Annotated in this window: 24 protein-coding genes; 11 read left to right on the forward strand and 13 right to left on the reverse strand. The window is 69.3% G+C overall.

Going from position 1 to position 26207, the window contains the following annotated elements:
• Positions 1–97: 97 nt before the first annotated feature.
• Complete coding sequence (locus BLU09_RS29085; RefSeq protein ID WP_244172100.1) at positions 98–1393, reverse strand: EGF domain-containing protein; 1296 nt, start codon at positions 1391–1393, stop codon at positions 98–100.
• 528 nt (positions 1394–1921) lie between these two features.
• On the opposite strand from BLU09_RS29085, the gene BLU09_RS29090 reads away from it, so the two are divergent.
• The 3 genes from BLU09_RS29090 (at position 1922) to BLU09_RS29100 (ending at position 4525) form a co-directional block, all read left to right on the forward strand.
• Complete coding sequence (locus BLU09_RS29090; protein ID WP_090493174.1) at positions 1922–2386, forward strand: hypothetical protein; 465 nt, start codon at positions 1922–1924, stop codon at positions 2384–2386.
• Positions 2387–2969: 583 nt separating this feature from the next.
• Positions 2970–3365 carry a hypothetical protein gene (locus tag BLU09_RS29095; protein WP_090493176.1) on the forward strand — a complete coding sequence of 132 codons (396 nt, stop codon included), beginning with the start codon at positions 2970–2972 and terminating at the stop codon, positions 3363–3365.
• Positions 3366–3487: 122 nt separating this feature from the next.
• On the forward strand, positions 3488–4525 hold the full coding sequence (locus tag BLU09_RS29100; RefSeq protein ID WP_090493178.1) for a PA0069 family radical SAM protein: 1038 nt from the start codon (positions 3488–3490) through the stop codon (positions 4523–4525).
• Between the two features lie 22 nt (positions 4526–4547).
• Here BLU09_RS29100 and BLU09_RS29105 read toward each other — a convergent pair whose 3' ends face one another.
• The 3 genes from BLU09_RS29105 to serC all read right to left on the reverse strand — a co-directional run bounded on the left by BLU09_RS29105 (position 4548) and on the right by serC (position 6667).
• Positions 4548–4796: a GlsB/YeaQ/YmgE family stress response membrane protein gene (locus BLU09_RS29105; protein WP_090493180.1), complete on the reverse strand. Its 249-nt coding sequence runs from the start codon at positions 4794–4796 to the stop codon at positions 4548–4550.
• Positions 4797–4979: 183 nt separating this feature from the next.
• Positions 4980–5537, reverse strand: a complete 558-nt coding sequence (locus BLU09_RS29110) for a chalcone isomerase family protein (RefSeq protein WP_011554925.1) — start codon at positions 5535–5537, stop codon at positions 4980–4982.
• Positions 5538–5578: 41 nt separating this feature from the next.
• Positions 5579–6667: a 3-phosphoserine/phosphohydroxythreonine transaminase gene (serC, locus tag BLU09_RS29115; protein ID WP_090493182.1), complete on the reverse strand. Its 1089-nt coding sequence runs from the start codon at positions 6665–6667 to the stop codon at positions 5579–5581.
• 159 nt (positions 6668–6826) lie between these two features.
• Here serC and BLU09_RS29120 point away from each other — a divergent pair, with 159 nt between their 5' ends.
• The 5 genes from BLU09_RS29120 to BLU09_RS29140 are packed head-to-tail and all read left to right on the forward strand — an operon-like array spanning position 6827 to position 13793.
• Entirely contained in the window at positions 6827–7402 is a 576-nt protein-coding gene (locus BLU09_RS29120; RefSeq protein WP_141592035.1) for an RNA polymerase sigma factor, read from the forward strand.
• Positions 7403–7408: 6 nt separating this feature from the next.
• Complete coding sequence (locus BLU09_RS29125; RefSeq protein WP_244172101.1) at positions 7409–8227, forward strand: hypothetical protein; 819 nt, start codon at positions 7409–7411, stop codon at positions 8225–8227.
• 10 nt (positions 8228–8237) lie between these two features.
• Positions 8238–9881: a caspase family protein gene (locus tag BLU09_RS29130; protein WP_090493188.1), complete on the forward strand. Its 1644-nt coding sequence runs from the start codon at positions 8238–8240 to the stop codon at positions 9879–9881.
• The gene (locus tag BLU09_RS29135; RefSeq protein WP_090493190.1) at positions 9881–11005 is read left to right on the forward strand and encodes a carboxypeptidase regulatory-like domain-containing protein; all 1125 of its coding nucleotides are present in this window, start codon (positions 9881–9883) and stop codon (positions 11003–11005) included. Before BLU09_RS29130 ends, BLU09_RS29135 begins: the two co-directional genes overlap by 1 nt.
• Positions 11006–11009: 4 nt before the next feature.
• The gene (locus BLU09_RS29140) at positions 11010–13793 is read left to right on the forward strand and encodes a PKD domain-containing protein (RefSeq protein WP_090493193.1); all 2784 of its coding nucleotides are present in this window, start codon (positions 11010–11012) and stop codon (positions 13791–13793) included.
• Positions 13794–13815: 22 nt separating this feature from the next.
• On the opposite strand, the gene BLU09_RS29145 is transcribed toward BLU09_RS29140, so the two are convergent.
• From BLU09_RS29145 to BLU09_RS29160, 4 genes are all read right to left on the reverse strand, one after another.
• A complete protein-coding gene (locus BLU09_RS29145; RefSeq protein WP_090493195.1) occupies positions 13816–14553 on the reverse strand; it encodes an HvfC/BufC N-terminal domain-containing protein in 738 nt (245 codons plus the stop codon).
• Positions 14550–15395 carry an MNIO family bufferin maturase gene (bufB, locus tag BLU09_RS29150; protein ID WP_090493197.1) on the reverse strand — a complete coding sequence of 282 codons (846 nt, stop codon included), beginning with the start codon at positions 15393–15395 and terminating at the stop codon, positions 14550–14552. Before bufB ends, BLU09_RS29145 begins: the two co-directional genes overlap by 4 nt.
• A gap of 114 nt (positions 15396–15509) precedes the next feature.
• The gene (locus BLU09_RS29155; RefSeq protein WP_090493199.1) at positions 15510–15755 is read right to left on the reverse strand and encodes a hypothetical protein; all 246 of its coding nucleotides are present in this window, start codon (positions 15753–15755) and stop codon (positions 15510–15512) included.
• 58 nt (positions 15756–15813) lie between these two features.
• A complete protein-coding gene (locus tag BLU09_RS29160) occupies positions 15814–17229 on the reverse strand; it encodes a M61 metallopeptidase family protein (RefSeq protein ID WP_244172102.1) in 1416 nt (471 codons plus the stop codon).
• A 471-nt stretch (positions 17230–17700) separates the two neighbouring features.
• Here BLU09_RS29160 and BLU09_RS29165 point away from each other — a divergent pair, with 471 nt between their 5' ends.
• Both BLU09_RS29165 and BLU09_RS29170 read left to right on the forward strand, forming a co-directional pair.
• Entirely contained in the window at positions 17701–19320 is a 1620-nt protein-coding gene (locus BLU09_RS29165; protein ID WP_090493203.1) for a helix-turn-helix domain-containing protein, read from the forward strand.
• 8 nt (positions 19321–19328) lie between these two features.
• Positions 19329–20204 carry a tetratricopeptide repeat protein gene (locus BLU09_RS29170; RefSeq protein ID WP_090493205.1) on the forward strand — a complete coding sequence of 292 codons (876 nt, stop codon included), beginning with the start codon at positions 19329–19331 and terminating at the stop codon, positions 20202–20204.
• A gap of 46 nt (positions 20205–20250) precedes the next feature.
• Here BLU09_RS29170 and BLU09_RS29175 read toward each other — a convergent pair whose 3' ends face one another.
• From BLU09_RS29175 to BLU09_RS29185, 3 genes are all read right to left on the reverse strand, one after another.
• Positions 20251–20736, reverse strand: a complete 486-nt coding sequence (locus BLU09_RS29175) for a hypothetical protein (RefSeq protein ID WP_090493207.1) — start codon at positions 20734–20736, stop codon at positions 20251–20253.
• Positions 20733–21515 (reverse strand): sulfite exporter TauE/SafE family protein, encoded by a 783-nt coding sequence (locus BLU09_RS29180; protein ID WP_090493209.1) that lies wholly within the window; start codon positions 21513–21515, stop codon positions 20733–20735. Before BLU09_RS29180 ends, BLU09_RS29175 begins: the two co-directional genes overlap by 4 nt.
• A gap of 90 nt (positions 21516–21605) precedes the next feature.
• A complete protein-coding gene (locus tag BLU09_RS29185) occupies positions 21606–22499 on the reverse strand; it encodes a hypothetical protein (protein ID WP_090493211.1) in 894 nt (297 codons plus the stop codon).
• 141 nt (positions 22500–22640) lie between these two features.
• Between BLU09_RS29185 and BLU09_RS29190 the strand changes: the two genes are divergently transcribed.
• On the forward strand, positions 22641–24236 hold the full coding sequence (locus BLU09_RS29190; protein ID WP_090493213.1) for a leucyl aminopeptidase: 1596 nt from the start codon (positions 22641–22643) through the stop codon (positions 24234–24236).
• A 43-nt stretch (positions 24237–24279) separates the two neighbouring features.
• Here the strand turns inward: BLU09_RS29190 and BLU09_RS29195 are convergent, their stop codons facing one another.
• Positions 24280–24897: a hypothetical protein gene (locus BLU09_RS29195; RefSeq protein WP_090493215.1), complete on the reverse strand. Its 618-nt coding sequence runs from the start codon at positions 24895–24897 to the stop codon at positions 24280–24282.
• A gap of 53 nt (positions 24898–24950) precedes the next feature.
• Entirely contained in the window at positions 24951–26186 is a 1236-nt protein-coding gene (locus BLU09_RS29200; protein WP_090493218.1) for a DUF4388 domain-containing protein, read from the reverse strand.
• Between the last annotated feature and the right edge of the window lie 21 nt (positions 26187–26207).

Below are 26207 nucleotides of genomic sequence, written 5' to 3' on the forward strand. Positions count from 1 at the left end.
GGCTGTCTCACTTCCGCGGAAAGTGGCCCATCACCTCGTCCCTCGCGGCGACAGGCGGTGCCGCGAGGGACCAGGTCCCATCAGCGCATGACGCCCTCTACGGACCACCGGGGTACGTGAAGGACACGACGTACGCCGGATGGTCCGGGGAGCACTCGGCACCCAGGTCGGCGCTGGTGGCGACGCTCCAGACAATCAGGTCCGGCTGCCCGAGCCGCCTCACCGTGACGGTGTACGAGACGGGATTCTCCGCGCTGGGCGGCGGAGAGAAACCCGCCGCCTTGAAACAGACGTCGTACTGACCAGCCGGCGGGGGTGCACCGGCGTTCCAGATGACCCGCTCCGGCCCCCACCCGGCTGACGCAATCCGGTCCAGCGTCCCATAGTCCGTTTCAACGCCGGGCCCCCGGTTGCCGCCGTGGATGAGCTTCCCCGAGGGAGTCCGGACGACGAGGTCCCCATCGCCCACGCGCGCCCACGACGTGGCGATTTGCAGCTTGATGCCATCCGCCACACAAGCGCTCGCCGAGCAGGTCTGCCCAGCGTCACAAACATTTCCACAGGCGCCGCAGTTGGACGCATCCGACGACACATCCACACACTGCGAGCCGCACTGCACCGTGGGCGACTGGCAGGCACCGGCCACGCAGGTGTAGGCACCGGGCGTGTTCACACACAGCTCGCCCACCTGGCACACGGCCGTCCCATTCGCGCACTCGTCGATGTCGCCGCACGTCCAGCCATTGCCCGAGTAGCCCGGCCTGCACGTGCAACTGTAGCTCCCCGGCGTGTTCGTACAGGTTGCATTCACCGAGCACTGGGAGGTGCCATTCGCACATTCGTTGACGTCAGTGCAGACACTGGGCTGCGTGTCGGAGCAGGAGTAGCCCGGCTCCACCTGGCAGCTGGCGCCGCAGCCATCTCCCGATACCAGGTTGCCATCATCACACTGCTCCTCCGTATCCACCTGGCCATTGCCGCAGAAGGAACCCCCTCCAAAGCCCATGTCCTCCACGGCATCCACGCTGTACAGCGCGGCCAGCCCACCGCGCAGCCGCACGTACCGGTAGGGCGTCGCGCTGCTGAAAGGCACCAGCGCGGAGTGCGTCCCGAGGCCCAGGTCCAGGAGGGTCGCCTGCCCCGTGCTGATGAGGCTCATGTCCTCCCGAAGGAAGTCCACCTGGGCAATCACCGACAGCGACAGCCCCCGGTAGTAGATGCGCAGGGGGCCCGTGCCCGCCTCCCCCGCGCCCATGTCCAGCAGCAGCGAGCCCCCCAGGAGGCTCAAGAAGCTCGCGACATTCCCATCAGGCGCACCCACCGCGTTTCCCGGATTGATGACGGCGATGACACCACTCTGGACGACCAGGTTGGCGTATGGGTCAGGCGCCAACCCCGACACCTTCGAGGACGACCCGACCTCTGTCAAAGTCTCTCCGGCAACCAGGGATTCCTCCTCCAGCTGAGGCCCACACGCGGCCAACATTCCGAACGCCAAGGCCATGCGCATCCATCGCCACTCGCGGGCAACTCGACGGACATCCATTATCTGCTCCATTCCACGTGAATTGGGGGATGGCGGCACGGCACGAAGACAATCACAACGAAGCGCCGCCAATCCATAGCTAGGCACGAGGCCCTGGCCTGGCCTCAAACACATGCGCGCTGACGTCGAGACACGCACGCCATTGGACAGCATTTTCGCGCGACGGCTTCGCGACGAACGCCATGCGACATCCCTCCTGGCCATGAGGGCCGGCACCGTCATGCCAGCGGGAGAGACTCCTCTCAATTCTTGGAAGTGAAGAGGCCAATCCTGGGAGCGACTCCATGGATGCCATCCTTGATGAACACACCGCGGCGATGCGTGTTCAAATGCGTGTCCGACATGAGCGACCTCACCCGTCGAGCACGCTGACACATGCCTCGCGAACCTCCCGCCGTCCTCCCCGTCTCTCTGTCGTTGCTCCGGCATGCGAACCCGTGGGCGCTGCTCCTCGTGAAGGAGGAGGGCTACCCGCTCGCCACCGCCGCCCTCCTCTCCGAACGCTACGCCTTGAAGAGCGATGAGAAGCCCTTCGTGCGAGAGCTCCTCGGCCGCAAACGGAACCTGTGGGTCTTCCGCTGTGACCAGCGTCGCTTCGCGGGAGACTTCGTCGTCGTGGACATGGCGGAGCCCCGGCCCGCTCGACGCCGGGTGGTGGTGCTCGACCTGAAAATGGGGGCGCCCCTCGTCCTCGGAGGTGGAGGAGCCGGCATGCAGCTCACCCACGCGCAGGACGCGGTGGACGGTGTCGCGGCGCGCAAGGGGCTCATCGCACCAGGCACGCCCTACGTACTGGCCACGGGTGGAAAGGACGCCATGCTCGCGTACCTGGGTGCGTAAGAATTTCAGTCGCGACTGAGCGTCGCCACTTTCATCGGCGGACCCGAACCTTCCACAAGTCTGCTACTTCGAGCTTTTCAACGGACTCAAGGCGCCATGCATTGACGCTGCGGGACAGGGCCTCAGGAGAACGCCTGCAGCGAGGGACGGTTCGTGCTGGTGATTCGCGAATCCCGGAATGAACAAGCCAGGAGCGAAGGCTCGTAGAACAGTGTCCCTCGCATCTCATCCTCCGATGCGACACTCCCCCACGAGAAGCGGCGGGGTGTCGTTCCCCGCCACGCGGATTTCTCAACAGCCTGCTATCAAGGGCAACCTCCGCAGGTTCGGCCGGGCCGATATTGATGTCTGGTGCGCGCCCAGTCCCGGTTTCCTCGCGCCAGTGCAACGACCCAGCGCGAAGCAAATCTGGCACTCACCTGAAAGGCTGGGTCAGCTCTCGCCGCCACCGCAATGCGTCATCCAACGATGCAATCTATTTCAACCCACCGGGTGTCAAAAACACACCATTTACATCAAGTAAAAACCCCCATACACACCGCGCGTCTCCAATTCGGAGACAACTCGCAATGAGGGGGAAGTCATGAAGAAGTTCAATACGTTGGGAGTTGTGGGTCTGCTGTCTCTGGCTGCCGTTGGCTGCGGTGGGGAGTACACGCCGGAGGACGAGCAGGCCATGCAGCAGCCTGAGCTGAGCGATGTGGAGCAGGCCATGGAGTCCGCGTGGATTGACGCGGGTCAGACGCGCGATTTCTCGACCTGGCTGTTCGGCGTGACGCCGTTCTCCATCCAGAACGTCGGTACCGCCCCCACGTCGTATTACGCGTACTGCGGGAGCAACAACATCTCCGGTACCGTCAACGTCGGCCAGACGCACAGCAACCTGAACCTCAACTGCGCGTGGCCCGGGGCGCGGCTCTACGTGAGCAACACGAGCGGCACCGTCGGCACCCACAAGCTCTACGTCTGGACCTGGTAGCGCGCTGTTTCGGGAGCCCGCCATCCGGGTGGCGCAACGGGGGGAACTCTCTGCAGGGGGTTCCCCTTTTTCAGGGTCGCTCGCCCCTTGACTGAACGTGCTTTCAGGCCCACGGTGGGCGTATGAAGGCGCGTCCCATCGACAATCCGCCCAACCCCTGGGCGAGCACCGCGGTGGAGTACCTGGACGAAATCCCGCCGTCCAAGCTGGAGGTCTTCGAGGACCACAGCCGGCAGGTGCTGTCGCACAACGACAGCCCGGACGTGGGGTTCAGCTGGAGCGTCAACCCGTACCGGGGCTGCCTCCACGCCTGCGCGTACTGCTACGCGCGGCCCACGCACCAGTACCTGGACATGGGCGCGGGCACCGACTTCGAGACGAAGCTGGTGGTGAAGCCCCGGGCGCCGGAGCTGCTCCGCGAGGCCTTCGAGAAACCCTCCTGGAAGGGTGAAACCGTCGTCTTCAGCGGCGTCACCGACTGCTACCAGCCGCTGGAGGCCTCCTTGCGGCTGACGCGAGGCTGCCTGGAAGTCTGCGCCGAGTACCGCAACCCGGTGGGCATCATCACCAAGGGCGTGCTCGTCGAACGGGACCTGGACGTCCTCCAACGGCTGGCCCGAGACGCGCGCCTGTGGGTCAGCATCAGCCTCCCCTTCCACAACGCGGAGCTGGCCCGGGCCATGGAGCCCTATGCCGCCTCCCCCATGCGCCGGCTGCTGACCATCCGCCGGCTCACCGAGGCGGGCATCGACGTGGCGGTGTCGGTGGCACCCATCATCCCGGGCCTCAATGACGAGGACATCCACCGCGTGCTGGCCGCGGCACGTGAAGCTGGCGCCACCCGCGCGCACCACATCCTGGTGCGGCTGCCCGGCCCGGTGAAGGACGTCTTCGCGGAACGGCTGCGCGCGAAGCTGCCCCTGCGCGCGGAACGGGTGCTCCACCGCATCCGGGAAACCCGCGGCGGGGCGCTCAACGACAGCCGCTTCAAGCACCGCATGCGCGGTGACGGCCTCTACGCGGAGACCATCCACCGCCTCTTCCACACGGCGGCGCGCAAGGTGGGCATCCGCGCCTCCTACATCACCGAGGACGCCCCGGACACCTTCCGGCGCCCGGAGCGCAAGCCGCCGCCCACGCCGCAGCTCAGCCTCTTCTGAGCGCGCACGCGGGCGGCGGGCGTCATTTCCGGATGGCTTGGACGATGGTGATGAGGATGACGGAGCCCACCGTCGCCACCAGCAGTGACCAGAGGTTGAAGCCCGTCACCCCGGTGCCGCCCATCAGACTGAAAACCCAGCCGCCAATCATGGCCCCGACGATGCCGGTGGCGATGTTGGCGAACATGCCCATGCGGGCGTTGGTGCCCTTGATGATGCTGGCCAGCCAGCCCGCGATGCCACCCAGCACCAACCACGTACAGATTCCCATGACGACCTCCTTCGTGTCCTCCGGTTGCTATCAGACCTCCCGCCCTCGCGCAGCGGCCGGCCGTCCTCCAAATGTACGCGCGAGCCACGGACGCATTGCATCCGGCCCCTGAAACGACGACGCCCCGTGCCTCGCTCGGAGACACGGGGCATCCACGCCGCACGTGGCGCGCACCGGCGTCACTCAGTCCTTGCCGAGCATCCCGTCACGCAGGCTGCCATCCACCGGGCTCTTGCCCACGAAGACGGAGAAGAGCGCGTCGGAGAAGTCCTTGCCCTCGACGGAGATCTCCTTGCCCGTCTTGCTGGACACCTGCGTGCCCTGGCCGGGGATGTACGTGAGGATGAGCTCGTCACCCTTCTTCACGTCCGGGATGGCCGCGTTGAAGGTGTCCAGCTTGGGCTGGAGCTCCGGCAGCTTGGAGCCCGCGTTCTTCTTGAAGCCGTCGCCAATAGCATCGACGATGGTCTTCTTGTCCAGGTCCCGCAGCATGTACATGCGCACGCGCTTGATCTGGTCCGAGCTGATGATGGCGGCGCCATCCTTGGACGGCGTCTCCAGGTAGAGCCCCGCCGTGTAGACCTTGAACACCAGCTTGCTGCGCAGGCCCACGCCGTTGAGCTTCAGCTCCTTGCCGGCAACGGACGCGGTCTCCGGGTACTTCACCCCCGCGACCTCCTTGGCGAAGGCCGGAGCGGCGAACATCAGGGACAGCACGACGGCGGTCAGCGTGGCTTTCATGAATCCTCCGGGTGTGGGTAATCCGTGCGGTTGGACGCAGCCTACCCGCGCGTCTTCACGAAGTGGTCCATGAAGGCGGCCAGTGTGCGCACATTCTCCACGCTCACCGCGTTGTACATCGAAACGCGGATTCCTCCGGCCGTCCGGTGCCCCTTGAGGCCCACCATTCCTTGCTGCTTCGCGTCAGCGACGAAGGCCGCATCCAACGCTTCGGTGGGCAACTGGAAGACAGCGTTCATCACTGAACGGGACTCGCGCTCCACCGGCGCGCGGTAGAACTCCGGGTTCCGGTCCACGGCCCCGTAGAGCAACGCCGCTTTCTCCCGGTTCCACTGCTCCAACTGCGCGAGCCCTCCCACCGACTGAATCCAGGCCAGGACGTTGCGCACCAGGTAGATGGCCAGGGTAGGCGGCGTGTTGTAGAGCGAGTTGTTCTCCGCGTGGGTGGTGTAGCGGAAGATCTTCGGAATGTCCGTCCGGCCCCGCGCGATGAACGCCTTGTCAGCCACCACCAGCGTCACGCCGGAGGGCCCCAGGTTCTTCTGCGCGCCCGCGTAGATGAGGCTGAAGCGGCTGACATCGAAGCCCTTCCACAGGAAGTCCGAACTCATGTCCGCCACCAACGGCACGTTCCCCACGTCCGGGAAGGTGTGCCACTGGGTGCCGAAGATGGTGTTGTTGCTCGTCAGGTGGACATACGCCGCGTTCGATTCGAGGCGCAGCTCATCCTGGCGGGGCACCCGCGTGTAGCGCTTGTCCGGCCGCGCCGTGCTCACCGCGACGCGCGGCGCGCCGTAGTACTTCGCCTCGTCGAAGGCCTTCTCGCTCCACACGCCCGTCATGAGGTAGTCCGCGCTGGCGCCGGGCCGCAGGAAGTTCATCGGCACCTGGGCGAACTGCTGGGAGGCGCCGCCGGTGAGGAACAGGACCTGGTGGGTGTCGGGAATCCCCAGCAGCCGGGTCAACAGGGAGATGGCTTCGTCGTGGACCCCCTCGTAGTCCCGCCCCCGGTGGCTGTGCTCCATCACCGACATGCCGGAGCCCTGGAAGTCAATCAGTTCGTCCCGAGCCCGCTCGAGGGCCGGTAGTGGCAATCCGGCCGGGCCGGCATTGAAGTTGATGACGCGCATGTCAGTGTCCCTTCTTGAAATGAACGGCCGCGGCGACATTCTTCCCCCCAGCGCCCCCCCGGGTGCCAGCGAGAAGAAGGTTGCCCGCTTGCTTCCATGGAGACGGTAGCGTCCACCGGCCCTGTGGCCGGCGGGCCTTTACGAGGGTCTGGAGGACAGGTGGGTGCGTCGGAGGGACTGACGGATTGGGTGCGGCGGGCAGCGCATGGGGAGGCGTCTGCCTATAGCGAAATCTACCGGCGCACACGCCCCCTCGTGGCGCGGCTGGTGGGCGGTTTCGCCCAGCTGGACTCGGATGAGGTGGAGGACGTCATCCAGGAGACCTTCGTCCGGGCGTTCCGGGCGCTCCCGAGGCTGAAGGAGCCGGGGGCCTTCGAGTCATGGCTGCTGTCCATTGCCCGAAACCGGGCCCGGACGCGGCTGGAGCGGAAGTCCAGTACCCGGCGGCTGGAGGAGGACGTGGCGGACCCGGAACCGGAACCGGTCCCCCACATTCCCGAGGCGCTGCAACTGGAGCGTGACATCGAGGTGGTGCGGCGACTCATCGCGGAGCTGCCCGAGGGCGAGGAGAAACGGACGGTGCACCTCTTCTACGTGGAGGGTGAGCTGTCCGCGCGGGAGATTGCGGAGAAGCTGGGCGTGGGAAAAAGCGCGGTGACGATGCGGCTGGAGCGGTTCCGGTCTCGAATCAAGCGCGAGCTGCTGCGGCGAGTCCTCGCCGGCCGGTGGGAGTGAGTGTTCATGAAACACCTGAACGATGGCGCACTGCGCGCCCTTTCCCGCCGAGAGCCCGAGGCCGTGGCGTACTTCGCCACGCACCTGGCACACCCCTGTGAGACGTGCGAGGCGTTCCTCGCCACGCACCCGGGCCCGGGCCTGCTCGACGGCCAGGTGGACTCGCTGCTGCTGGGGCTCGCTCCGACGGGCGCGTCCGCCCCGCCCCTGGATGACGTGGGTCTGGCGCGCGTGCGGCGCGCGCTGCGAGCCCATCGGCCCGCGGCCGGGCACTGGGGCCTGGTCGCCGGAGGACTTGCCGCGTGCCTGCTGGCGGTGGTGTTGCTACCCCGCATGCGGACGGCGGACCCGGCCGGCCAGGAAGGCTCCGCGGCGGAATGGACGGGTGAGAAGGGACGCCTGGCACGCATCGCCCTGGAGCTGTCGGTGGTGGCACGCGACAGCGCGGGAGTCCTGCGGCGTCTGGACCCGGGCAGCTCGGTGGAGGATTCGGAGGTGTTGCTCCTGCGCTACCACGCCACCGAGGCGGGCACCGCCCTGCTCTTCGAGCAACGGCAGGGCGCGGCGCCGGAGCTGCTGGGCCACTTTCCCCTGGCCGCGGGCACCCACGACCTGCAGGGGCCGCAGGGGCTCGCGGGCGTGAGCCTCGCGGGAGAGGAAGGCCCGGTGACGCTGTGGCTGGTGGGCTCCACCGGTGCGCCGCCTGAGGCCGAGACGGTCAGTGAAATGTTGGAGGGACGAAACGAGGCAGCCCCCCAGGGGCAGGACCCACTGGCCATCATCCGGTTCGACGTGAGCGTGCGAAGCAGCCAGAATCGTCCTTGAACGGTTCCACGTGAGGCGACTCCTTCCCATCCTGCTGGCCTGCCTGGCCGCGTGCGCGACGCCCTCCTCCTCCGGGGAGAAGGGCGGACTGGTCCCGCTGAAGCTCGATGAGGCGTCGCTGTCCAGCGCCTACAAGCCGCGCCGGATGGCCCTGCTGGTGGGCATCGCCTCGTTCGACGACCCGCGCTGGAAGGGGCTGCGCTACACCGTCAAGGACGCCCATGACCTGGGCGCCGCGCTGAAGGACCCCGCGCGCGGCGGGTTCGACCAGGTGCGCATGCTCACCCGCCGCGAGGAGACGACGCGCGAGGCCATCCTCGCGGCGCTCCGGCAGCTCAAGAAAGAGGCGAGCCGGCCCGACGACGTGGTGGTCGTCTACTTCTCCGCGCACGGTACGCTGGCGCGCGACGCGAAGGGCGAGCTGCGGCGCTACCTGGTCACCCGCGACGCGGCCTACCGGGACATCCCCCAGACGGCGCTGAGCATGGACACGCTGAAGGAGGAGTTCGACGGGCTCGCCAGCCGGCGCCGCATGCTGGTGCTGGCCACCTGCCACAGCGGCAGCGGCAAGTCCTTGCTGCCCAAGGAATTGAAGGCGGAGCTGGAGGGCATCAAGTCCGGCTTCTACGCCCGGCCGCTGGAGGAGTCGTCGCGCGCGTCCATGGTCTTCGCCGCCTGCGACTGGGGCGAGACGGCGCGCGAGGACGAGAGCCTGCGCAACGACATCTACACCCACTTCCTCATCGACGGCTTGAGCGGCGCGGCGGACCGCAATGGTGATGGCGCCGTCACTGCCACCGAGGCCCATGACCACGCACGCCGCCGCACCTTCGCCTTCACCGAGGGGCGGCAGCGGCCGTCGGCGGAAATCATGGAAGTGGGCGCGGACCCCGTGGTGCTCTCCGGCAGCATCACCCGGACGGGCCGCCCCGAGCTGTTCTCCTACAACCCGCGCCTGGATGGCTTCACGCTCAAGGTGGACGGCGAGGAGCGCACGGACCTGCCCGGCGGCGCGGCGGTGGCGCCCGGCAAGCGGACGGTGGAGCTGACCAAGGGCGACGCCGTCCTCATGCGCCGCGACGTGGAGGTGGGCCAGGGGGACCGGCTCCCCCTGGAGCGACTGATGGCGGAGGCCTTCCCGCGGCGCTCGCTGTCGCTGCTGGGCGGCATGTTCAGCTTCGCGGATGCCCGCAGCCGCGCGGAGCTGCTGCCCATGTCCCCCGAAGTCGCCCTGTCATTGCGGCTGGAGGACCAGCCGCTTCAGGACTTCGGACTGCTCTTCGACGTGGCCTTCAGCACCGGCGACCGGGCCCTTCAGCTGACGCCGGGCAGCGAGGTGCCCTTCCGCTACACCACCCTCTCCGCGGGAGTGGCCCTTCCCTACCTGTGGCGCTGGGAGCGGCTGACGTTGTTCGCGGGGCCGCGTGTGGCCGGCCTGCACCTCAGGCGGTCCTTTGACATAGAGGCCGCCGTCAACGGGCAGCGGTTCTTTACCGTCAGCCCCGGCGTGGTGGGCGGCATCGTGTGGCGGGTGGGTGAGCGGCTGGAGCTGATGACACAGGCCCAGTTCATGCTGACGTATGTCGTTGTGGATGGGCAGGGGCAGGCCGTGGGTTTCACGGGTGGCTGGGCCGGCGCGGGATATCGATTCTGATGCGCTCGACGATTCACATCGCGGTAGCCACCCTCGTGGCCTGCTGCGCCGCGGGCTGCGGCAACCTGGAGAACGCCCCCTTCCGGGTGGGCACCGTGCATGGGCAGCTCACGGAGAGCGACCCTGCGGTAGCCATGGTGTCGCTGGTGGGCCAACCCGGCGTGAGCAGCCCTGTCGACGCGGACGGGCGCTTCACCCTGGAAGACGTCCCCACGGGGATGGCGGAGCTCTTCATCATCGCCACGACCGAAAAGGCCGCCCGCGTCCAGGTGCGGGTATTGGGAGGCCAGTCCGTCCAGGTGCAACCGGTGGCGCCCACGTCCGCGGGCTTCCTCGACTTGCACGTGAAGACGACCAACGGCTTCCGGCTGACCGCGGCGGAGGCGTCCGTGGAGGGCACGCCCTTCCAGCGGCTGCTGCTGGACGCGAAGGGGCGGCTGCGCGTGGGGCCCCTTCCGGACGGCTGCTACACGGTGACGGTGACGGCCCTGGGCTTTCCAGCCACCCAGGTGCAGGACTGCGCGGGCCCGGGCGAGAAGAAGGAGCTCAAGGTCGACCTGGTGGTGGACGAGTCGCTCCTCGAACAGGGCTGCCAAGAGATTGGCTGCGAGGAAGGCCTGGTGTGCGCGCCGAACAAGAAGTGCCTGGAGTGCTTCGGCAACTCGCACTGCGGCGAGGGATTGACCTGCAAGGGCAACCGCTGCGAGGGCCCCGGTCCCCTGTGCGCGCCCTGCACGGGCGACTGGCAATGCGCCGCTGGGACGTACTGCGAGGTGCTCCCCGAAGGAAGCGCCGCGTGCGCCACCCGGTGCGGCGGCGACGATGACGCTCCCCCCTCCGTCCAGGCGCTGCCGGACGACGTTGGGTCGGCCCAGTGCGCGCCGGGCTTCACCTGCCAGTCCGGGCGGTGCCTGCCCGATGCCGCGAACTTCGCGGGCTGCCATGCCCTGCGGCGGATGGACGCGCCCTGCACCGACGACGCGAGCTGCCACGAACTGGGACTGCTCGAAGGGCGCTGTGTCAGCGGGGCCTGCACGGCGCCCTGCGCAACGGACCTCGACTGCCCGGGCAGCCGGCGGTGCGTGGATTCATCGGCGGGCCGCGTCTGCCAGGCCGGGACGTGACCCCGTGGCGAGCCAAGGCCCCCCTCGGCTCCGCCTCGTGCTGGTCCCGCTGGTCGCCGCCACGTTGTGGGGCTGTGAGCCAGCCCCCCGCCCTCCGCCAACGACTCACAACACGCCTCCCCGGCTCGAAGTCAGCCCCACCCTGGACATCATCCCGCTGCGCGTGGGCCAGGCCGTGGAGTTCGCGGCCACCGTCGAGGATGCGGAGGAAGGCGCGGCGTTGGGCGCCAACGTGCTGTGGGTGTCCTCCGTCGAAGGGCAACGGGCCCGCGGCGCGCGCGCCACGCTCGCCTTCCACGAACCCGGAGCGCAGCGGCTGACCGCCTCGGTGGTGGACGCCGGTGGACTGGCCGCGAGCGCGTCACTCCACCTGAACGTCCTCGCGCGGGGTGCTCCCGTGGCCACCGTGCTGCGCCCCGCGCCGGGCAGCACCTTCAACCTCGGCGAGGAGCTGGGCCTGGAGTGCATGGCGTTGACGGAGCGTGGCGTGCGGCTCCAGGGGCGCGCGGTGCAGTGGACGTCCGCGCTGTCCGGGCCGCTGCCTGCCGGCGACGTGGTTCGGGCGACCTTGTCCGTGGCCGGCGAGGACACCCTCCGCTGCACCGCGGTGGACTCCGCCACGAAGGTCTCCGCCACCGCCGACGTGCGCGTCACCGTCCGCGCCACGCGGGCCCCCAGCGTGCGCATCCTCCGGCCCGAGCCCACGGAGATCTTCGTGAAGCAAGGCGAGGCCCCGCCCCACGGCGCCTCCGTCCGCTTCGCGGCCACCGCCCAGGACTTCCACGCCGAGGGAGGCGCGGGCAACCTCGACGACGCGGTGGAGTGGAGCCTGGCCCCCTCGGGGCATCCGCTGGGCCGAGGCCCGGCCCTGACCCACGCCTTCACCACGCCCGGCGTCTACACGGTGAGGGCGCGGGTGGTGGATGGGCGCGGCAACACCGCCTCGGACAGCGTGCGGGTGCGGCTGGTCACCAACCTTCCGCCCCGGTGCGAGCTGGAGCTCCCCACGACCGAGAATCCACGCGTGCTCGTGGGCGTCCCCAGCCAGCTGCGGGCCCGCTGCGTGGACCCGGAGACGGAGCAACCGGCGGAGCCCATCTGGACTACCAGCGCCGAGCCCACGCCCCTGGGCACGGGTGAAGCCGTCAGCGCCGTGCTGTCCGTGGCCGGTGCGCAGGTGTTGGCCGCGTGCGCCGTGGACCCAGAGGACACCGCGTTGCGCGGCTGCGTGGAACGACCGGTGCGCGCCATCATCAACACGCCGCCCACGGGCTGCGCCATCCAGGCACCGCTTCCGAACGCGGTGGTGAACGCGGGTGTGCCGCTGGCGCTCACGGGTTTGGCGTCGGACGCGGAGGATGCGCGGACGGGCCTGCGCTACACGTGGGTGTCCTCGCGGGACGGCGCACTGGCCCAGGGTCCGAGCACGCACACCGTCCGCCTGTCCACGCCCGGCCCCCACGTGCTGACGCTCACCGCGACGGACCCGTGGGGACTGGCCTGCGCGGCGGCCGTGGCAGTCACCGTGAACGGCGCGCCCGACGTGCGGGTGGAGAGCGTGATGCAAGGACTGCTGGATTGCGGCAGAGGCCCATGCCAGGAGGGGCAACCCGTGGTCCTCACCGGCTTCGCGAGGCCCGCGGTCCCCCAGGGCCACATCGCGGAGCTGGCGTGGCTGGACAACCTGGCGGGGAGCCTCGTGGCGGTCGCGCTGCCGCTGCCCACCGCCACCCTCGCCTTCCCCCTCGCCGGTCGCCATACGACGGTGCTGGCCGCCACCGACCAGGACGGCCCCGTGAGCCGCGCGGCGACGTCCTTCACGGTGCTGCCGCTGGGACGCGCGCGGTTGATGGAGGACGTCCCGGACGCGCAGCGGCCCGTGGTGGCCCTGGCGCTCACCCCGGACGGGCTCCGCTACGCGGATGGCACTTCTCCCCGGGTGTATGCGGAGCGCGCGTCCACGACGGTGCTGGACGTGAACGCCCCGGCCCTGTCGCTCCATGCGTTTCAAGGTGGCAACGTGCTCTTCGTGGGCACTGACGGCGGCGGCGTGCTCCGGTGCGTCCAGCGCACCTGCACCCGGCACACGGGCGCCATGCTGGGGGCCACGGGCGCGGCGGTGACCGCGGTGGCCGCATGGGAATCCCCGGACGTGCTGCTGCTGGGCACCCGCCGGGGCCTGGTCCTCACACGCGCGAGCGACCCCGCCTCCGGAGGACGCGCGGGCACCGTGGGAGGCCGCCGCCTGCTGGAGGGACGCGAGGTGCGCCAGCTCGCCATCTCCCCGGACTCCAGCCCGGAACGCGTGACGGCCTGGGCGGCCACGTCGGGCGGCCTCGCGGAAATCACCTTCTGGGCGGACGACGACTTCGAGCCCGGGCTCGCCGAAGTCTCGGTGCGGCTTCACGCTCCGCCGGCCATCCCCGATGACGACGTCCTCTCCGTGGCCGTGGGGCCGGAGGGCCAGGTGTTCGCCGGCACGAGGAAGGGCTTCAGCGCGCTGGGACAACCCGGTCCCGCGCTGCGCGACGCGCCCTGGAGACTGCAGGACGAGGAGATTCGCACGCTCCTCTTCGAACGGCAGGCCGTGGACGCGCGCACCCGGGACATCCTCTGGGCCGGCACGAAGAACGGGCTGGTGCGTTATGACGTGTCAGCAGACATCGCCACCCACTTCGGAACGGAAGAGGGCTTGCCGGACCCGGACGTGAGCGCCCTGATGGTGGCTCCGGGAGGACCGCGCTACGTGGGCACGGCGCGGGGCCTGGTGACGTACCCCTGGCACTGAGCGCCCAGACAGCGCGGGCACTTCATCCCCCGTCGCTGTCATCCGGGAGGAGCACCAGTCCGTCGCGGCCGAAGCGCGTCACCGTCGCGCGCAGGTCGGCTTCCGCCATGCCCGTGGCCGCCACCACGTCCGCCAGGGCCAGCCCTTCCACCGCCATCTTCAACACCAGCAGTGCCGGTGGCGTGGCGGCCATGTAGAGCGTCTTCAACTGCTCCGGGTGGCGCCACAGCAGCGCCAGCTCCGCGCCTGCCTCCGGTGACGTCGCGGCGCCTCGGGCCCGCACGTACGCGCAGAGGTGGAAGTCGTGCTCCAGCACCACCAGGGTGGGATTGGCCGTCAGCCGCTCCACGCGCTCGGGCGATGGCTCCAGGGACGCGAACACCGCGAAGTCGGTCCACTCGAAGCGGGCCAGTGCGGGCACGAAGGGCGCCAGCCCCCGCGAGGCCGCCGCGTCCGCGAGGAACGCGGGAAAGCCTTCACACAGGTGGTTGAGCTCATGGTGCCGAGCCGGCCGTGTCCGCGTGAAGGCCACCACCAGGCCGTCCCATGCGTCCTGCCCCAGGGCCTGGCGCGTCAGCGGAAAGACCTTGTCCAGCGCGGAGCGCACATGGCCGAGCACGAAGCCGCCGTAGAGCGACACCCGCTCGCGCGGCGCCTCCCACCCCGGGTGCCTCGCGTACAGCGCGGCCAGCGACTCCGGGCCGGGCTCGGCGAGGTAGTCCCCCATGCTGTCGAAGAAGTCGCGCAGGGACGGCTTCATGGGCCGGCGACCTCCCGCAGCGATGCGCGCGCAATGTCCGCCTCGTCCAACACCGCGTCCAGGGAAGGAAGGTCCTGGTCCCACTCGATGAGCGTCGCCACCGGCCCGGTGCGCGAAAGCACGTAGCGGTAGAGCGACCACACGTCGTCGCAGACGCGGTCGCCATGCGTGTCGACGATGACGTCCGGGTAGCAGGTGTGGCCGGCCAGGTGAATCTGCACCACGCGCTCCAGCGGCAGGGCATCCACGAAGGCCCGCGCGTCGTAGCCATGGTTGCGCGCGTTGACGTAGACGTTGTTCACGTCCAGCAGCAGCCCACAGTCCGCCTGCTCCACGACGCGGCGGAGGAAGTCCGCTTCCCGCAACGTGCCGCCGGGCATCCGCGCGTAGTAGCTGGGATTCTCCAGCAGGAAGGGACGGCCCACCCGGTCCATCACCTCGCGCACGCGGGGCACCACGTGCTCGACAGCGGCCTCGCTGAACGGCAGCGGCAGCAAGTCGTGCAGGTACACACCGTCCAGCCGCGAAAAGCAGAGGTGGTCGGAGAAGAAGGGCGCCTCCACCCGCTTCACCAGCGCCGCCAGTCCCCGGACATAGTCGTCGTCCAGCGCGTCCGGGCCGCCGATGTTCAACCCCACGCCGTGGGGCAACACGGGCCACCGCTCCGCGCATGCGTCCAACGCGCGCTGCGAGCGCCCACCCAATGACAGGAAGTTCTCCGGGATGATCTCCACCCAGTCGAGCGTCCGTTCGGTGCGCGGCAGCTCCGCATAGAAGCTCCTGCGCAGCCCGATGCCCGCGCCCAGCGGCTTCAGCCCATGTCGCTGTGCGTACGTCACCACGGCAGAAGCCCTCTCGAAACATGGGAAACAACCCGGGCGGCGGTGGTGCTGCTCAACCGCCCGGCAGCGAGGGCCCGGCCTTCACCAGGCCCTCGGGACTTCCGTCCGGCGGAACTACTCCTTCTTCTGGCCGCCGCAGGAGCCGGAGCCGCACGAGCCGGCGCCACAGCTTCCCTCGGCGCCCTTCTCCTCGGTCGCGGCCGGAGCGGCCTCCTGCGACTCCGTGGCGCCGCTGCTCTCCGCGCCAGTCTCTTCGGCCGTGGCGGGCTCCATCTCCGCCGACTTCTTGGTCGCACAACCCGTGGCCAGCGCGGCCAGGGACAGGGTGCCGACAACCGCTGCAAGCGCCTTGACGTTCATGGATGAGACTTCCTTTCGGTACTGCGTGGGGGGTGTTGTGTGGAGGTCGCGGTTGCATTCAGGGTGTTTCGCCGTGGCTGCGCCGACCGACCACCGAATCACGCAACAGACTGTCTCGAGCAGGTACCAGCGAGACGCCGTTGGGTCCTTCCTGGACACCCAGCGCTTCTAGCAGACCGGCCTGCTCCGCAAAAGCAGGCCGCGGCAAGTGCCGCTCCAGCAGAGCATTGAACAGCGGCTGTCCCGCGACGGCATCCACCGCGGCACCGAATGCCCCGAAGGTCGAGGAACTGCCGCGAGCCGCGAGCAACTCCAGCACGTCATCCAGCCCGCGCATGTTTCCAGTGATACGGCGCAATTCCACATCCAGATGCAACGCGAAGAGCGCTCCCGTCCAATAGACAGCGAGCGAGAAGCTGTCTTGAGACACGGCCTCCTGCATGGTTCGCGTGTCATTGCCCTCGAGCCCCCGAGCGAAGCCGCCCAGCAGCTCCTCCCAGGCGCGCCGCGAGTCCTGCCGTCCGGAGCGCGCACGCGCGACCTCCGTGTAGTAGGTGGCCAGCCCCTCCGACAGCCACGGCACGCGGGGCACGAAGACAGGATGGGTCAGGTGCAGCATCTCGTGGACGGCCACCCAGTCCCGCGCGAAGTCCTCCGGCCGCGCCTCCTGCCCCACGCTGATGGAGATGCTGGGCGGCGAACTCCAGCGCACCATGCCGAAGACGCTGGGCCCGTGGTGCCCGGGCGCGGGGATGACCCGCACGGTGATGCGCGGATGCGGGAAGGCGCGCCGCACGGTGCGGACCTCCTCCGCGGCCTTGCCCAACCAGGTGCAGACGGCCGCGTCGCTCAGGTGCGTGAAGTGTCCCAGGATGGCCACGTCCAGCACCGCGTCCGGCAGGCGCACCTGGCACCGGCGGCCGCCGAAGCCGTGGAAGCCCGAGTCCACCAGGTCCTCGCCGCGCAGCCGGTACACGCCATTCTCCCCGGGCTGCCACGGCAGCAATGCATCGGTGCCCACCAGCGACAGCTCCACGCGGAGGCCCGGCTTCACCACCCGCGGCCGGATGAGGTAAGCGCGGCCCGCGACGTGCCGCGCATCGCCGTCTCCGGAGCCCTGGAAGAAGTCCGGGCCGCGCTCGCGAATGGAGGCGTCCAGCGCGTAGCGGTAGCGCAAGAAGCGCGTCCCCCGTGGCAGCACGACGCGGCCCTCCTGGACGGGCAATGTCTGGACGCCCCCATCCTCCCGGTGCGCGGACACCGTCGTCACGGCGCCCGGCTGGCTGAAGAGGAACTCGCGCGGCGTGCCTCGCACCAGCACCACCTCCACGTCCACCGCGTGCTCGGGCTCGCGCACGTAGGTGAGGTTGTAGCGCAGCGCCGCCACATCCTCCCTGGGGTGGTGGCGCAGCGGCGCCTGACACGACATCAACGACAGGCCGAGCAGGATGACGGCGGCGGCTCGGGCACGCATGCGCAGCGGCGCCCTGCTCCACCTTCGCGGCCCTCCATGCCCACCGTCCATACGCGGCGAAGGTTCGCCCATGACGCGCCGGAGGTGAATCGCCCCCTGGCAGCGTGCGCCCCGCTCAGCCCCACGTTCGATCGCACCCGAGCCCCGGACTGTTCTTGTAAACCGGCGTTTCTTCCTTTACCGCAGCGCGTCCCGCCCATGCCGCAGTGCAGCAGTAAATGCTTGACAAGGCGCTGTAGAGAGCGCGACGACAGGTTCCCCACACGCCCAAAAGGGCTGTGATTTCATGAGGTTCAGGGTAGAAGGCACCCCGGCTCCGACCGCGGTCCAGCCGGTCCGTCGCAGGGCCGACAGGGGTCCTCGTGGATGAAAAGGATCATTGCAAATCGGTAAATCGATTTGCAGAGTGGGTAAAGAGCCCGAGGCGCGCGCGGCCATTCGCGATCGCCGGAGGCGTCAACGCACCCGGCCATGAACGACAACGCACTGAACGCCAACGTGGGCCTGAAGCTTCGGGGACTGCGCCTTGCACGGAACATCAAGCAGGCGGACGCAGCCAAGGACCTGGGCGTTTCCCCCGCGTACCTGAACCTCATCGAGAAGGGTAAGCGGGTGATGCCCTTCCCCCTGCTCTGGAAGGCCCTGCGCTACTTCGACCAGGACCCCGAGCAGTTCATGTCCACGCTGGGCGAAGGCCGCGTGGACGAAGCGCTCGCGAAGCTGCTGGACGAGCCGCTCCTCAAGAGCCTCGACATCGACCCGGAGTCGCTCCAGTCCCTCTCCGCGGAGCCGAAGCTCGCGGGCACGGTGGCGGCGCTCTTCAACCTCTACAAGAACACCCGCACGCAGTTGGAGAACGTGCTGGCACAGCTCAACGTCGAGGAGCGCACGCGCACCCAGGGCGGCCCGGGCAACGGCACTTCGCCCGGTGTGCGCTTCGACTACTCGCCCTTCGACGAGGTCAGCGACTTCCTGGAGAAGCACCGCAACTACTTCCCGGAGCTGGAAGAGCAGGCGGACGCGCTGCGCCGCGACGTGCGCCTGGAGCGGCAGATCACCAGCGGTCAGCTCATCCGGCTCCTGGAGGAGCGCTTCGGCTACCGCGTCCTCTTCGACGACCCGTCCCCCTCCGGCTCATCCGTGGTGCGGCGGTTGGACCCGGAGGAGCGGACGCTGACGCTGTCGCCCTTCCTCACCGAACAGCCGCTGAAGTTCCAGATTGCCGCGTCCATTGGCCTGCTGGTGATGGACCGCGAGAAGCTGCTGGAGCGCGTGCTGGACGCGGGCCGCATGCGCCACGGCGAGACGCAGCGGCTCATCAAGGTGAACCTGGCCAACTACTTCGCCGGCGCGCTGATGCTGCCCTACGGGGACTTCTTCAAGGAGGTCCAGCGCACGCGCTACGACGTGGAGCTGCTGTCGAGCATCTTCGGCTCCACCTACGAGACGGTGGCCCACCGCCTGTGCAACCTGTCGGACCCGAAGCGCCCCGGGCTTCCGTTCCACTTCCTGCGCGCGGACATCGCCGGCAACATCTCCAAGCGCTACAGCGGCACCGGCATCCGCTTCGCCTCTGGCGGCGGCAGCTGCGCCAAGTGGGCCGTGCACCTGGCCTTCCTCAACCCGTCCCAGCTGACGCGGCAGTACTCCATCATGCCGGACGGCACCGCCTATTTCTGCTTCGCCAAGGTGCAGCTCCAGCCGATTGAGGGCTCCATCGTCAAGGGCACCGCGTACTCCATCGGCCTGGGCACCCACGCGGAGAACGCCAAGTACCTGGCCTACGGCCTGCCCACGACGGACCTGCGCAAGGACGCCATTCCGTCCGGCATCTCCTGCCGCTTCTGCGAGCGCACCGACTGCAACCAGCGCGCGGCGGCCAGCTACCGTTTCGCCTTCGCCTTCGACGAGTACACGAAGAAGGACTGCTTCTTCTCCCCCATCCTCGTCCACGAAAAGGCCGACAAGGTGGAGAAGGACCGGCACCCCAGCGCCCATTCCCTGGCCGTGGCCGCCAACGGGACTGACGGGAGCGAGAAGGACGATTCGTTGGACAAGACCTCCCGCCGCCGCAAGGGTGGCGACGCCTGAGGCCCCCCATGCACCACCCGCCCGAAGACACCCAACGCACCCACATCCTCGACGCCATCCAGAAGCAGAAGAACGCGCTGGCGCCGCTGCGCATCACCGGCTCGCCCACCGAGGTGGGACAGGGTCTGGTGAACCTGGCCGAGCTGCACGGTCTGCTGGAGGACCACGCCGCCAGCCGGCAATTCTACGAAGAGGCGCTCGAGAAGTTCCAAGAGGCCAAGTACAAGCCCGGCCAGGCGCAGGCCCTGATGGGGCTGGGCGTGGTGAAGGCGAACTTCGAGGATCACCGCGGCGCCATCGAGCAGATTGCCCGCGCCGCCATGCTCTTCAACGAGTCCAAGGACCGTGAGGGCGAGGCCCTGGCCCGCGCCTGCATCGGCGAGTCCCTGCGCTCGCTGGGCCAGCCAGAGGCCGCCGAGGAGAAATACCAGGAGGCGCTCATCCTCCTGCGCCAGACGCGAAACACGGAGCGGGTGGCGCGGCTGCTCATCGACATCGGCGACATCCGCATGGAGAAGGGCGACTACGAGCCCGCGCGCAAGCGCTTCCTGGAGGCCGTGCCGCTGCTGGAGCAAGGTGATGATCCGGAGGCGCTCGCGCTGGGCCACCTGCTGCTGGGCGAGTCCGAGGGGCTTCTTGGCAACCACGAAGGTGCGCGCCCGCACCTGCTCCGCGCGGTGGAGCTGTACCAGGAGGTGCACGACCACGCGTATGAGGCCCGCGCCCGCTGGGACTTGGGCCTGTCCTGCTACTACCAGCAGGACTTCGCGGCGGCCCGCAAGCAGTTCGAGACGCTGATTCCCCTCTACGGGGATCTGGGTCAGACGGGCGAAGTGGCCAAGGTCCAGAACATCCTGGCCCACTTCACCGCGCGCGGCGTGTGAGCGCTCCTCCCTGACACCGGGGAGAGCGCCGTCACACGCGCTCTTCCTAGGCTTGGATGCCGGTGCCCACCGCGATGGCGAGCAGCCCCAGCACGCCCGCGGCCATCACCATGTAGCGCCACTCACCCCGCAGGCCCAGCAGCGTGCCCGCCACCGCGAGCCGCGCCACGGGCGTCACCAACAGCAGTGACGCGGCGCCCTTTCGCAATAAGTCGATGGCGACGTGCACGCGCTCGGATTGGGGCATGGCCTCCAGCCCCAGCGACAGGACGAACATTCCGCCGCTGACCACCGCGCCGGCGCGCAGCACCCGTGCGATCCACCGGTCGCCCACCACCGCGCGCTCACGGTGATGATGCCGCACCTGCTCCGCCGCCCCCCCGTCCGGTTGCGCCATGGGCGCCCCGTCCATGGGGGGCGTCAGCGACGCGGCCCCTCCCGTGACTGCCACGTTGCGCGCGACGGCGGGATGCTCCGCTGTCACCGCCGACACGGAAGCACATGCCGCGCGTGCTTCCTCCGGTTCACTCACTTCAGGATGCTCGGCCACAATCCCTCCCCTCCCTTCCACAGCATCTGTCCCGCGACCACCAGCAACACCACCGCGAACAAACGCTTGAGCACCGCCGTGGGCACCCTCGGCATCAGCCGACTGCCCACATATGCGCCTCCCAGGACACCCACCACCAACGGTGACACCAGCGCCAGTTTCAGATGGCCCCTCAACGCGTACGCGGCAACGCTCGCGGCGCCCGTGACGCCAATCATCAGGTTGCTCGTCGCGCTGGCCACCTTGAACGGCACGTGCATGCCGTACGCCATCAGCGGCACCTTGAGCGGTCCTCCGCCCACCCCCAACAGCGAGGACAGGCCACCGGCCACGAAGGAGCCGGAGATGCCCAGCGGGTAGTTGGCGGGCGCGTAGTCGTCCATCGCGGCGGGCTCCTGGCGCGGCGAACGCAGCAGCAACATCTGCAGCGCCACGTAGAGCGTGAAGAGCCCGAACACCACCGCCACCATCGCCGGCGCCACCATGGCGGCCACCATGCCGCCAGCGATGGCGCCCAGCACCGTCGCCAGCTCCAGCGACAGCCCCAGGCGGATGTCACTCAGGTGTTTGTGCACATAGCCCGCGGCGGCGGAGCACGAGCTGGCCACCACGCACATGAGGCTCGCGGGGATGGCTTGCTCCAAGGGAATGTCGAACCCCAGCACCAGCGCGGGCACCAGGACGATTCCGCCTCCGATGCCGAGCATCGCGCCCAAGGTACCCGCGAGTGCGCCCACCGCGATGAGGAGTAGGACCGTCATTCCTCTTCGAGGATAGGAGCGGCCTCGCGCTTCGGACAGCGCCATTCCCCGAGGGGAATCGGGCTCGCCAGGACGCCTGCTCTGCGGGTGTCACGCCGCCCGTGCGCCCAGCGTCCCTTCGGGGAAGGCCTCCAGGAAGCGGGCTCGCGTACGGGGCGTGAAGGTGCCCCTCGCCATGTAGCCGTGCAACCGACGCAGGACGCCACGCGCCGTCTCCAGCGTGCCTTCCACCTCCGCGGCGAAGTCGAACGTGTCGTTGCGGTACAGCTCCTGGAACGACAGCCGCGCATACGCTGGCAACGCGCGCGCCCGGCCCATGGGACTTGAAAGGAAGAGACCGGAGACGTACAGGCCGCGCACCCAGCCATCGACCTCCGACTTGCTGGGCGCCTGGCCCACACGCTCCTGGGAGGACAAACGGACCAGCTCGTAGAGGCCGCCGCCAATGCCCCGCCAGGGGAAGCCCAGGCTCTTCACCACCTGACACTTCTCCCGCACCCGCGGCGTGCCGAGCAGCTCCATGCCGTGCAGCTCGCGCAGATAGAAGAGCGTCTGCGCCCATTCGATGTCGCGGTGCGCCTCCAGGGCACGCTCACCGCGGCGGCGGTGTCGCACCACCAACCTGTCCACCACCGGATACAGACGGCGGTCCAGGCACAGGTGCGTGAAGTAACCCGCGAGCACCGCGAGGCCGGGCTCGGTGCCCACCAACGCGCCGGAGGCCACCAGCTCCGCCATCTTCAGCCCGAAGCCCACCGGAGCGCGCTCGTGGTACAGCCGCGCGAAGTGCGGCAGCTCCCGTTCGGGCAGGAAGGCGGCGAGCCCGCCCCGGATGCCTTCGCACAACGGGAGGTCTGGCAGCGCCGCGCCGAAGCGCGCATACGGCAGGTCCTCCGACAGCGCACGCACCCAATCCGCCGGCAGCTCGCCCGGGTTGGCGGCCATCCGTTCAATGGCGGTCAGATGCATCAGCAGCGTGGGCATTCCCCACACTGCTACCCAGTGCAACGAAGCAATGCAATGCTCGAATGAAATCCAACGCTTTGCGTGTAACAGGGCGGGCGTTACAGTCCGCGCCCTTTCTACCCGCCCAAGCCTTTTCACTGTTCAGGAGTTCCACGGCCCATGAACTTCAGCTTCGTCTCCGGCGATGCCACACGGACGAGCGGCGACCTGCTCGTCATTCCCCTCTTCGAGGGCGAGCTGGGAGACAGCGCCCCGTCCTCCCTCTCCTCGGCGGACGGCGCCCTGGAAGGACGCCTGCGCGGCGCCGCCACCCAGGAGGGCTTCAAGGGACGCGCGGACCAGAGCCTGGTGATGCACACCCTGGGGCGCACGGCGCCCGAGCGCGTGCTGCTGCTGGGCCTGGGAAACCGCGCCCGCTTCCACCCGGAAGTGCTGCGGCTGGCCGCCGGCCGCGCCGCGAAGACGGCGCAGCGGCTCAAGGTCACCTCGGTGGCGTTCGCCTTGCCGGCCACCGAGTCCGCGCAGGACGCGGTGCGCGCCGTGGTGGAAGGCGTGGCGCTGGGCGTCTACCGCTTCGACAAGTACAAGTCCTCCGCGCGCGAGGAGAAGAAGGGCGCCGCGAAGCTGGGCAAGGTGTTCCTGGTGCTCCCCGAGGGCACGGAGCGCACGCGCGAGTTCGATGACGCGCTGACGCTGGCGCAGCGCGTCGCGGAGGCGACCAACTGGGCCCGTGACCTCGTCAACGAGCCGCCCAACGCGGTGACGCCCACGGTGCTGGCCGAGGCCGCGCGTCAGGCCGCGAAGGAAGGCGGGCTGAAGGCCACCATCGGCGGCCGCCGCGACATCGAGAAGCTCGACATGGGCATGTTCCTCGGTGTCACCGCGGGGAGCACCGAGGAGCCTCGCCTCATCCACCTGGCGTACACGCCCAAGAACGCGCGTGACGCCAAGCAGCCGCCGCTGGCGCTGGTGGGCAAGGCCGTCACCTTCGACTCGGGCGGACTGTCGCTCAAGCCGACGGACGGCATGGTGGACATGAAGACGGACATGGCGGGCTCGGCCGCGGTGCTGGGCGCCATGAAGGTCATCGCCGCGCTCAAGCCGCCCTTCCCCGTGCACGCCTTCATCGGCGCGTGCGAGAACATGCCGGCCGGCAACGCCTACAAGCCGGGTGACATCCTCACCTCGCGCCTGGGCAAGACGGTGGAGATCACCAACACGGACGCGGAAGGCCGCCTGGTGCTGGGCGACATCCTGACGTGGGCCACCGAGCACAAGCCGGCCGCCATCATCGACCTGGCCACGCTCACGGGCGCCTGCGTCGTCGCGCTGGGCAACTACATCGTCGGCGCCTTCGGCGACCACGAGGAGACGGTGACGCAGGTGCTCCAGGCCGCGCGCACCGCGGGCGAGGAGATGTGGCGCATGCCCATCAGCGACATGCAGAAGGACGCCCTGCGCTCCGAGGTCGCCGACATGAAGAACTCCGGCGAGCGCTGGGGTGGCTCCATCAACGCCGCCATCTTCCTCCGCGAGTTCGTGGGCGAGACGCCGTGGGTGCACCTGGACATCGCGGGTCCGGCGAGCAGCCCCAAGGAGCGTGGCTACCTGAGCAAGGGTGGCACCGGCGTGGGCGTGCGCACCCTGGTGGAGTACGTCCGCCTGCGCGCGCAGACGCAGGGCACCGCGCCCGTTGAAGCGGCGCCCGAGCCCAAGGCCGGCAAGGCCAGACCGGCCCGGAAGCGCGCGAAGTAGCGCGGCCTTCCAGACAGAGGGCGTCCCGGATGAAGGGGCGCCCTCAGCGCTGGGGCACCTTCCACGCCGTCGCCGGCCCCGCGAGCGGGCGGACGCCCTGGATGAGCGCATCCACGCTCTGGGGCACGTCCGCCGCGGCCTGCGCCGGCCAGGTGGCCAGCATCATCAACACGCGCCCGGGGATGCCTTCACGCACGGCCACCTTGCCGTGCACGCCATCCCCCACCTGGAAATCGAAGCCCACCGCGGTGTCCGACAGCGGAATGGGCGCCGGGTCCGTGGTGGTGAAGCCCGGGTGCTGGCGGAGCCCTTCGGTGAGCCGCTCCGCGAACTGCGTGGGAGAGGCCACCGCGGGCGCCACCTGCAACACCACCTGCGCTCCGGAGACGTTGTGGCGGAGGATGACGGGAATGGCGAGCCCCTCCGGCGTGCGCTCATTCGTCTCGTCCAACTGCCAGTCCGCCGTGGGCCGGATGATTTCGAAGCCCAGGTCCTCGTCCACGTAGCGGCGCGTCGTCGAGCGGCTGTCCTCGCTCGCGGCCTCCGCTGATGGGGCGGGCCCGGAGCCGCCAGCCCCCCCGTGCTTCATCGCCTGGCGAGCGCCACCGCAGGCCGTCGTCAGCGCCAGGAGTCCCCACACCCACTTCCGCATCGCGACCATGCCCGCTCCCCGCCCCGAACGCCGTGACGGCGAACGTGGGCACGGGCGAACCCCTAGGCCAGTCCTCCTTGGAGGGTGCGGTAGGTGTTGGACAGCCGCTCCGCCACGTCCGCGGGCAGGACGTTGCGCGCTGAAAACAACGCATAGGACACGAAGGCGTCCAGGGCCTCCAACGTGAGGGCCCGGCCCACCGCCTCGCCTCCCGTGGAGAGGTTGGCCCTGAGCCGCGCCACGTCCACGCGCCCGTCCGCCGCCAGCGTCACCCCGGCGTACGCGTCCTCCAGGCCCTGCGGCGGCGCGTCGAGGAAGCCGCGCAGCAGGTCCGTGTCCTTTCCGGCCTCGCGCAGGGCCCGGTGCACCAGGGACAACAGCAGGTTGTAGCGCTCCTCCGCGGACAACAGCTCCCAGGCCATGCCCTCCACGGCGGGCGCCTGTACTGGAGGCGGCGCCGCGGGGTGGACGGCCACGTTGCCGCCGCGCACTGCTTCCTCAAGCCACGTGTAGAAGGCGTGCGGGCCGCCTTCATAGGACGCGCGCAGGCTGGCCAGCGGCAGCCCGTCCGCCAGCCGGGCGAACAACCGCGACTCACCGGGCAGCGGTCCTTCCGGCCCTAGCGTGACGCGCGTGTCGTCCGGGAAGCGCCGACGCAGGCGCGACACCAGCTCCGCCCGTTTGATGCCGGTGAGGACCAGGTCCCGCGTGCGCTCAGGCAGCTTCACCACGTCCGCCATCGGCGCGGGGCCTTCGACGAAGACGAAGCTGCCGTCCTCCAGTTCGAAGAGGCTGAGCACCACCTCACGCACCACGTACGTCATGGCGCTGTACAGGTTGGCTTCGGAGACGAGCCCTTCCGACGTGAGCACCTGACCGATGCGGCGCGACGGCGTCACGCGCGACAGGGCCTGCGTCAGCTGCGCCTGCGTCAGCAAGCCCAGGCGGAGCAGCGCCGCGCCCAACCGCTCCCAGCGCTCCGTGGAGGTGGCGAACACCACCTGTCCGTCCCGGAAGGACACCGTGCGGCGCCCCGTGGCGTGCTGCACCGCCAGCAGGCCGCTGCGGATGCCGGACAGGACGTGGGCGAAGACTTCCTCCACTGACAGGGTGCGCAGGCTGCCGGCGAGAAAGCCAGCGAAGCCGGGCGGCTCCTGGAGGAGGACCATCCCCTCCGGCCCATGGAACCAGGCCTGGAGGGGACGGGAGGGGGACAACCCCTGGGCGAGCGGTCGCTCCAAGTCGAGCGATGCCGCATCACCCGCGAGGCGGGGCGTGGCTTTGGGTCGTGTCGCCACTGCCCACCTCTCCGACTGCCG

The organism is Myxococcus virescens (genome assembly GCF_900101905.1).
GTDB classification, from domain to species: Bacteria; Myxococcota; Myxococcia; order Myxococcales; family Myxococcaceae; genus Myxococcus; species Myxococcus virescens.

Coding starts and splice junctions, on each gene's coding strand:
- BLU09_RS29090 (WP_090493174.1), top strand. CDS start 1,922: ATGCCTCGCGAACCTCCCGCCGTCCTCCCCGTCTCTCTGTCGTTGCTC.
- BLU09_RS29095 (WP_090493176.1), top strand. CDS start 2,970: ATGAAGAAGTTCAATACGTTGGGAGTTGTGGGTCTGCTGTCTCTGGCT.
- BLU09_RS29100 (WP_090493178.1), top strand. CDS start 3,488: ATGAAGGCGCGTCCCATCGACAATCCGCCCAACCCCTGGGCGAGCACC.
- BLU09_RS29105 (WP_090493180.1), bottom strand. CDS start 4,796: ATGGGAATCTGTACGTGGTTGGTGCTGGGTGGCATCGCGGGCTGGCTG.
- BLU09_RS29110 (WP_011554925.1), bottom strand. CDS start 5,537: ATGAAAGCCACGCTGACCGCCGTCGTGCTGTCCCTGATGTTCGCCGCT.
- serC (WP_090493182.1), bottom strand. CDS start 6,667: ATGCGCGTCATCAACTTCAATGCCGGCCCGGCCGGATTGCCACTACCG.
- BLU09_RS29125 (WP_244172101.1), top strand. CDS start 7,409: ATGAAACACCTGAACGATGGCGCACTGCGCGCCCTTTCCCGCCGAGAG.
- BLU09_RS29135 (WP_090493190.1), top strand. CDS start 9,881: ATGCGCTCGACGATTCACATCGCGGTAGCCACCCTCGTGGCCTGCTGC.
- BLU09_RS29145 (WP_090493195.1), bottom strand. CDS start 14,553: ATGAAGCCGTCCCTGCGCGACTTCTTCGACAGCATGGGGGACTACCTC.
- BLU09_RS29155 (WP_090493199.1), bottom strand. CDS start 15,755: ATGAACGTCAAGGCGCTTGCAGCGGTTGTCGGCACCCTGTCCCTGGCC.
- BLU09_RS29160 (WP_244172102.1), bottom strand. CDS start 17,229: ATGCGTGCCCGAGCCGCCGCCGTCATCCTGCTCGGCCTGTCGTTGATG.
- BLU09_RS29165 (WP_090493203.1), top strand. CDS start 17,701: ATGAACGACAACGCACTGAACGCCAACGTGGGCCTGAAGCTTCGGGGA.
- BLU09_RS29170 (WP_090493205.1), top strand. CDS start 19,329: ATGCACCACCCGCCCGAAGACACCCAACGCACCCACATCCTCGACGCC.
- BLU09_RS29180 (WP_090493209.1), bottom strand. CDS start 21,515: ATGACGGTCCTACTCCTCATCGCGGTGGGCGCACTCGCGGGTACCTTG.
- BLU09_RS29185 (WP_090493211.1), bottom strand. CDS start 22,499: ATGCCCACGCTGCTGATGCATCTGACCGCCATTGAACGGATGGCCGCC.
- BLU09_RS29190 (WP_090493213.1), top strand. CDS start 22,641: ATGAACTTCAGCTTCGTCTCCGGCGATGCCACACGGACGAGCGGCGAC.
- BLU09_RS29195 (WP_090493215.1), bottom strand. CDS start 24,897: ATGGTCGCGATGCGGAAGTGGGTGTGGGGACTCCTGGCGCTGACGACG.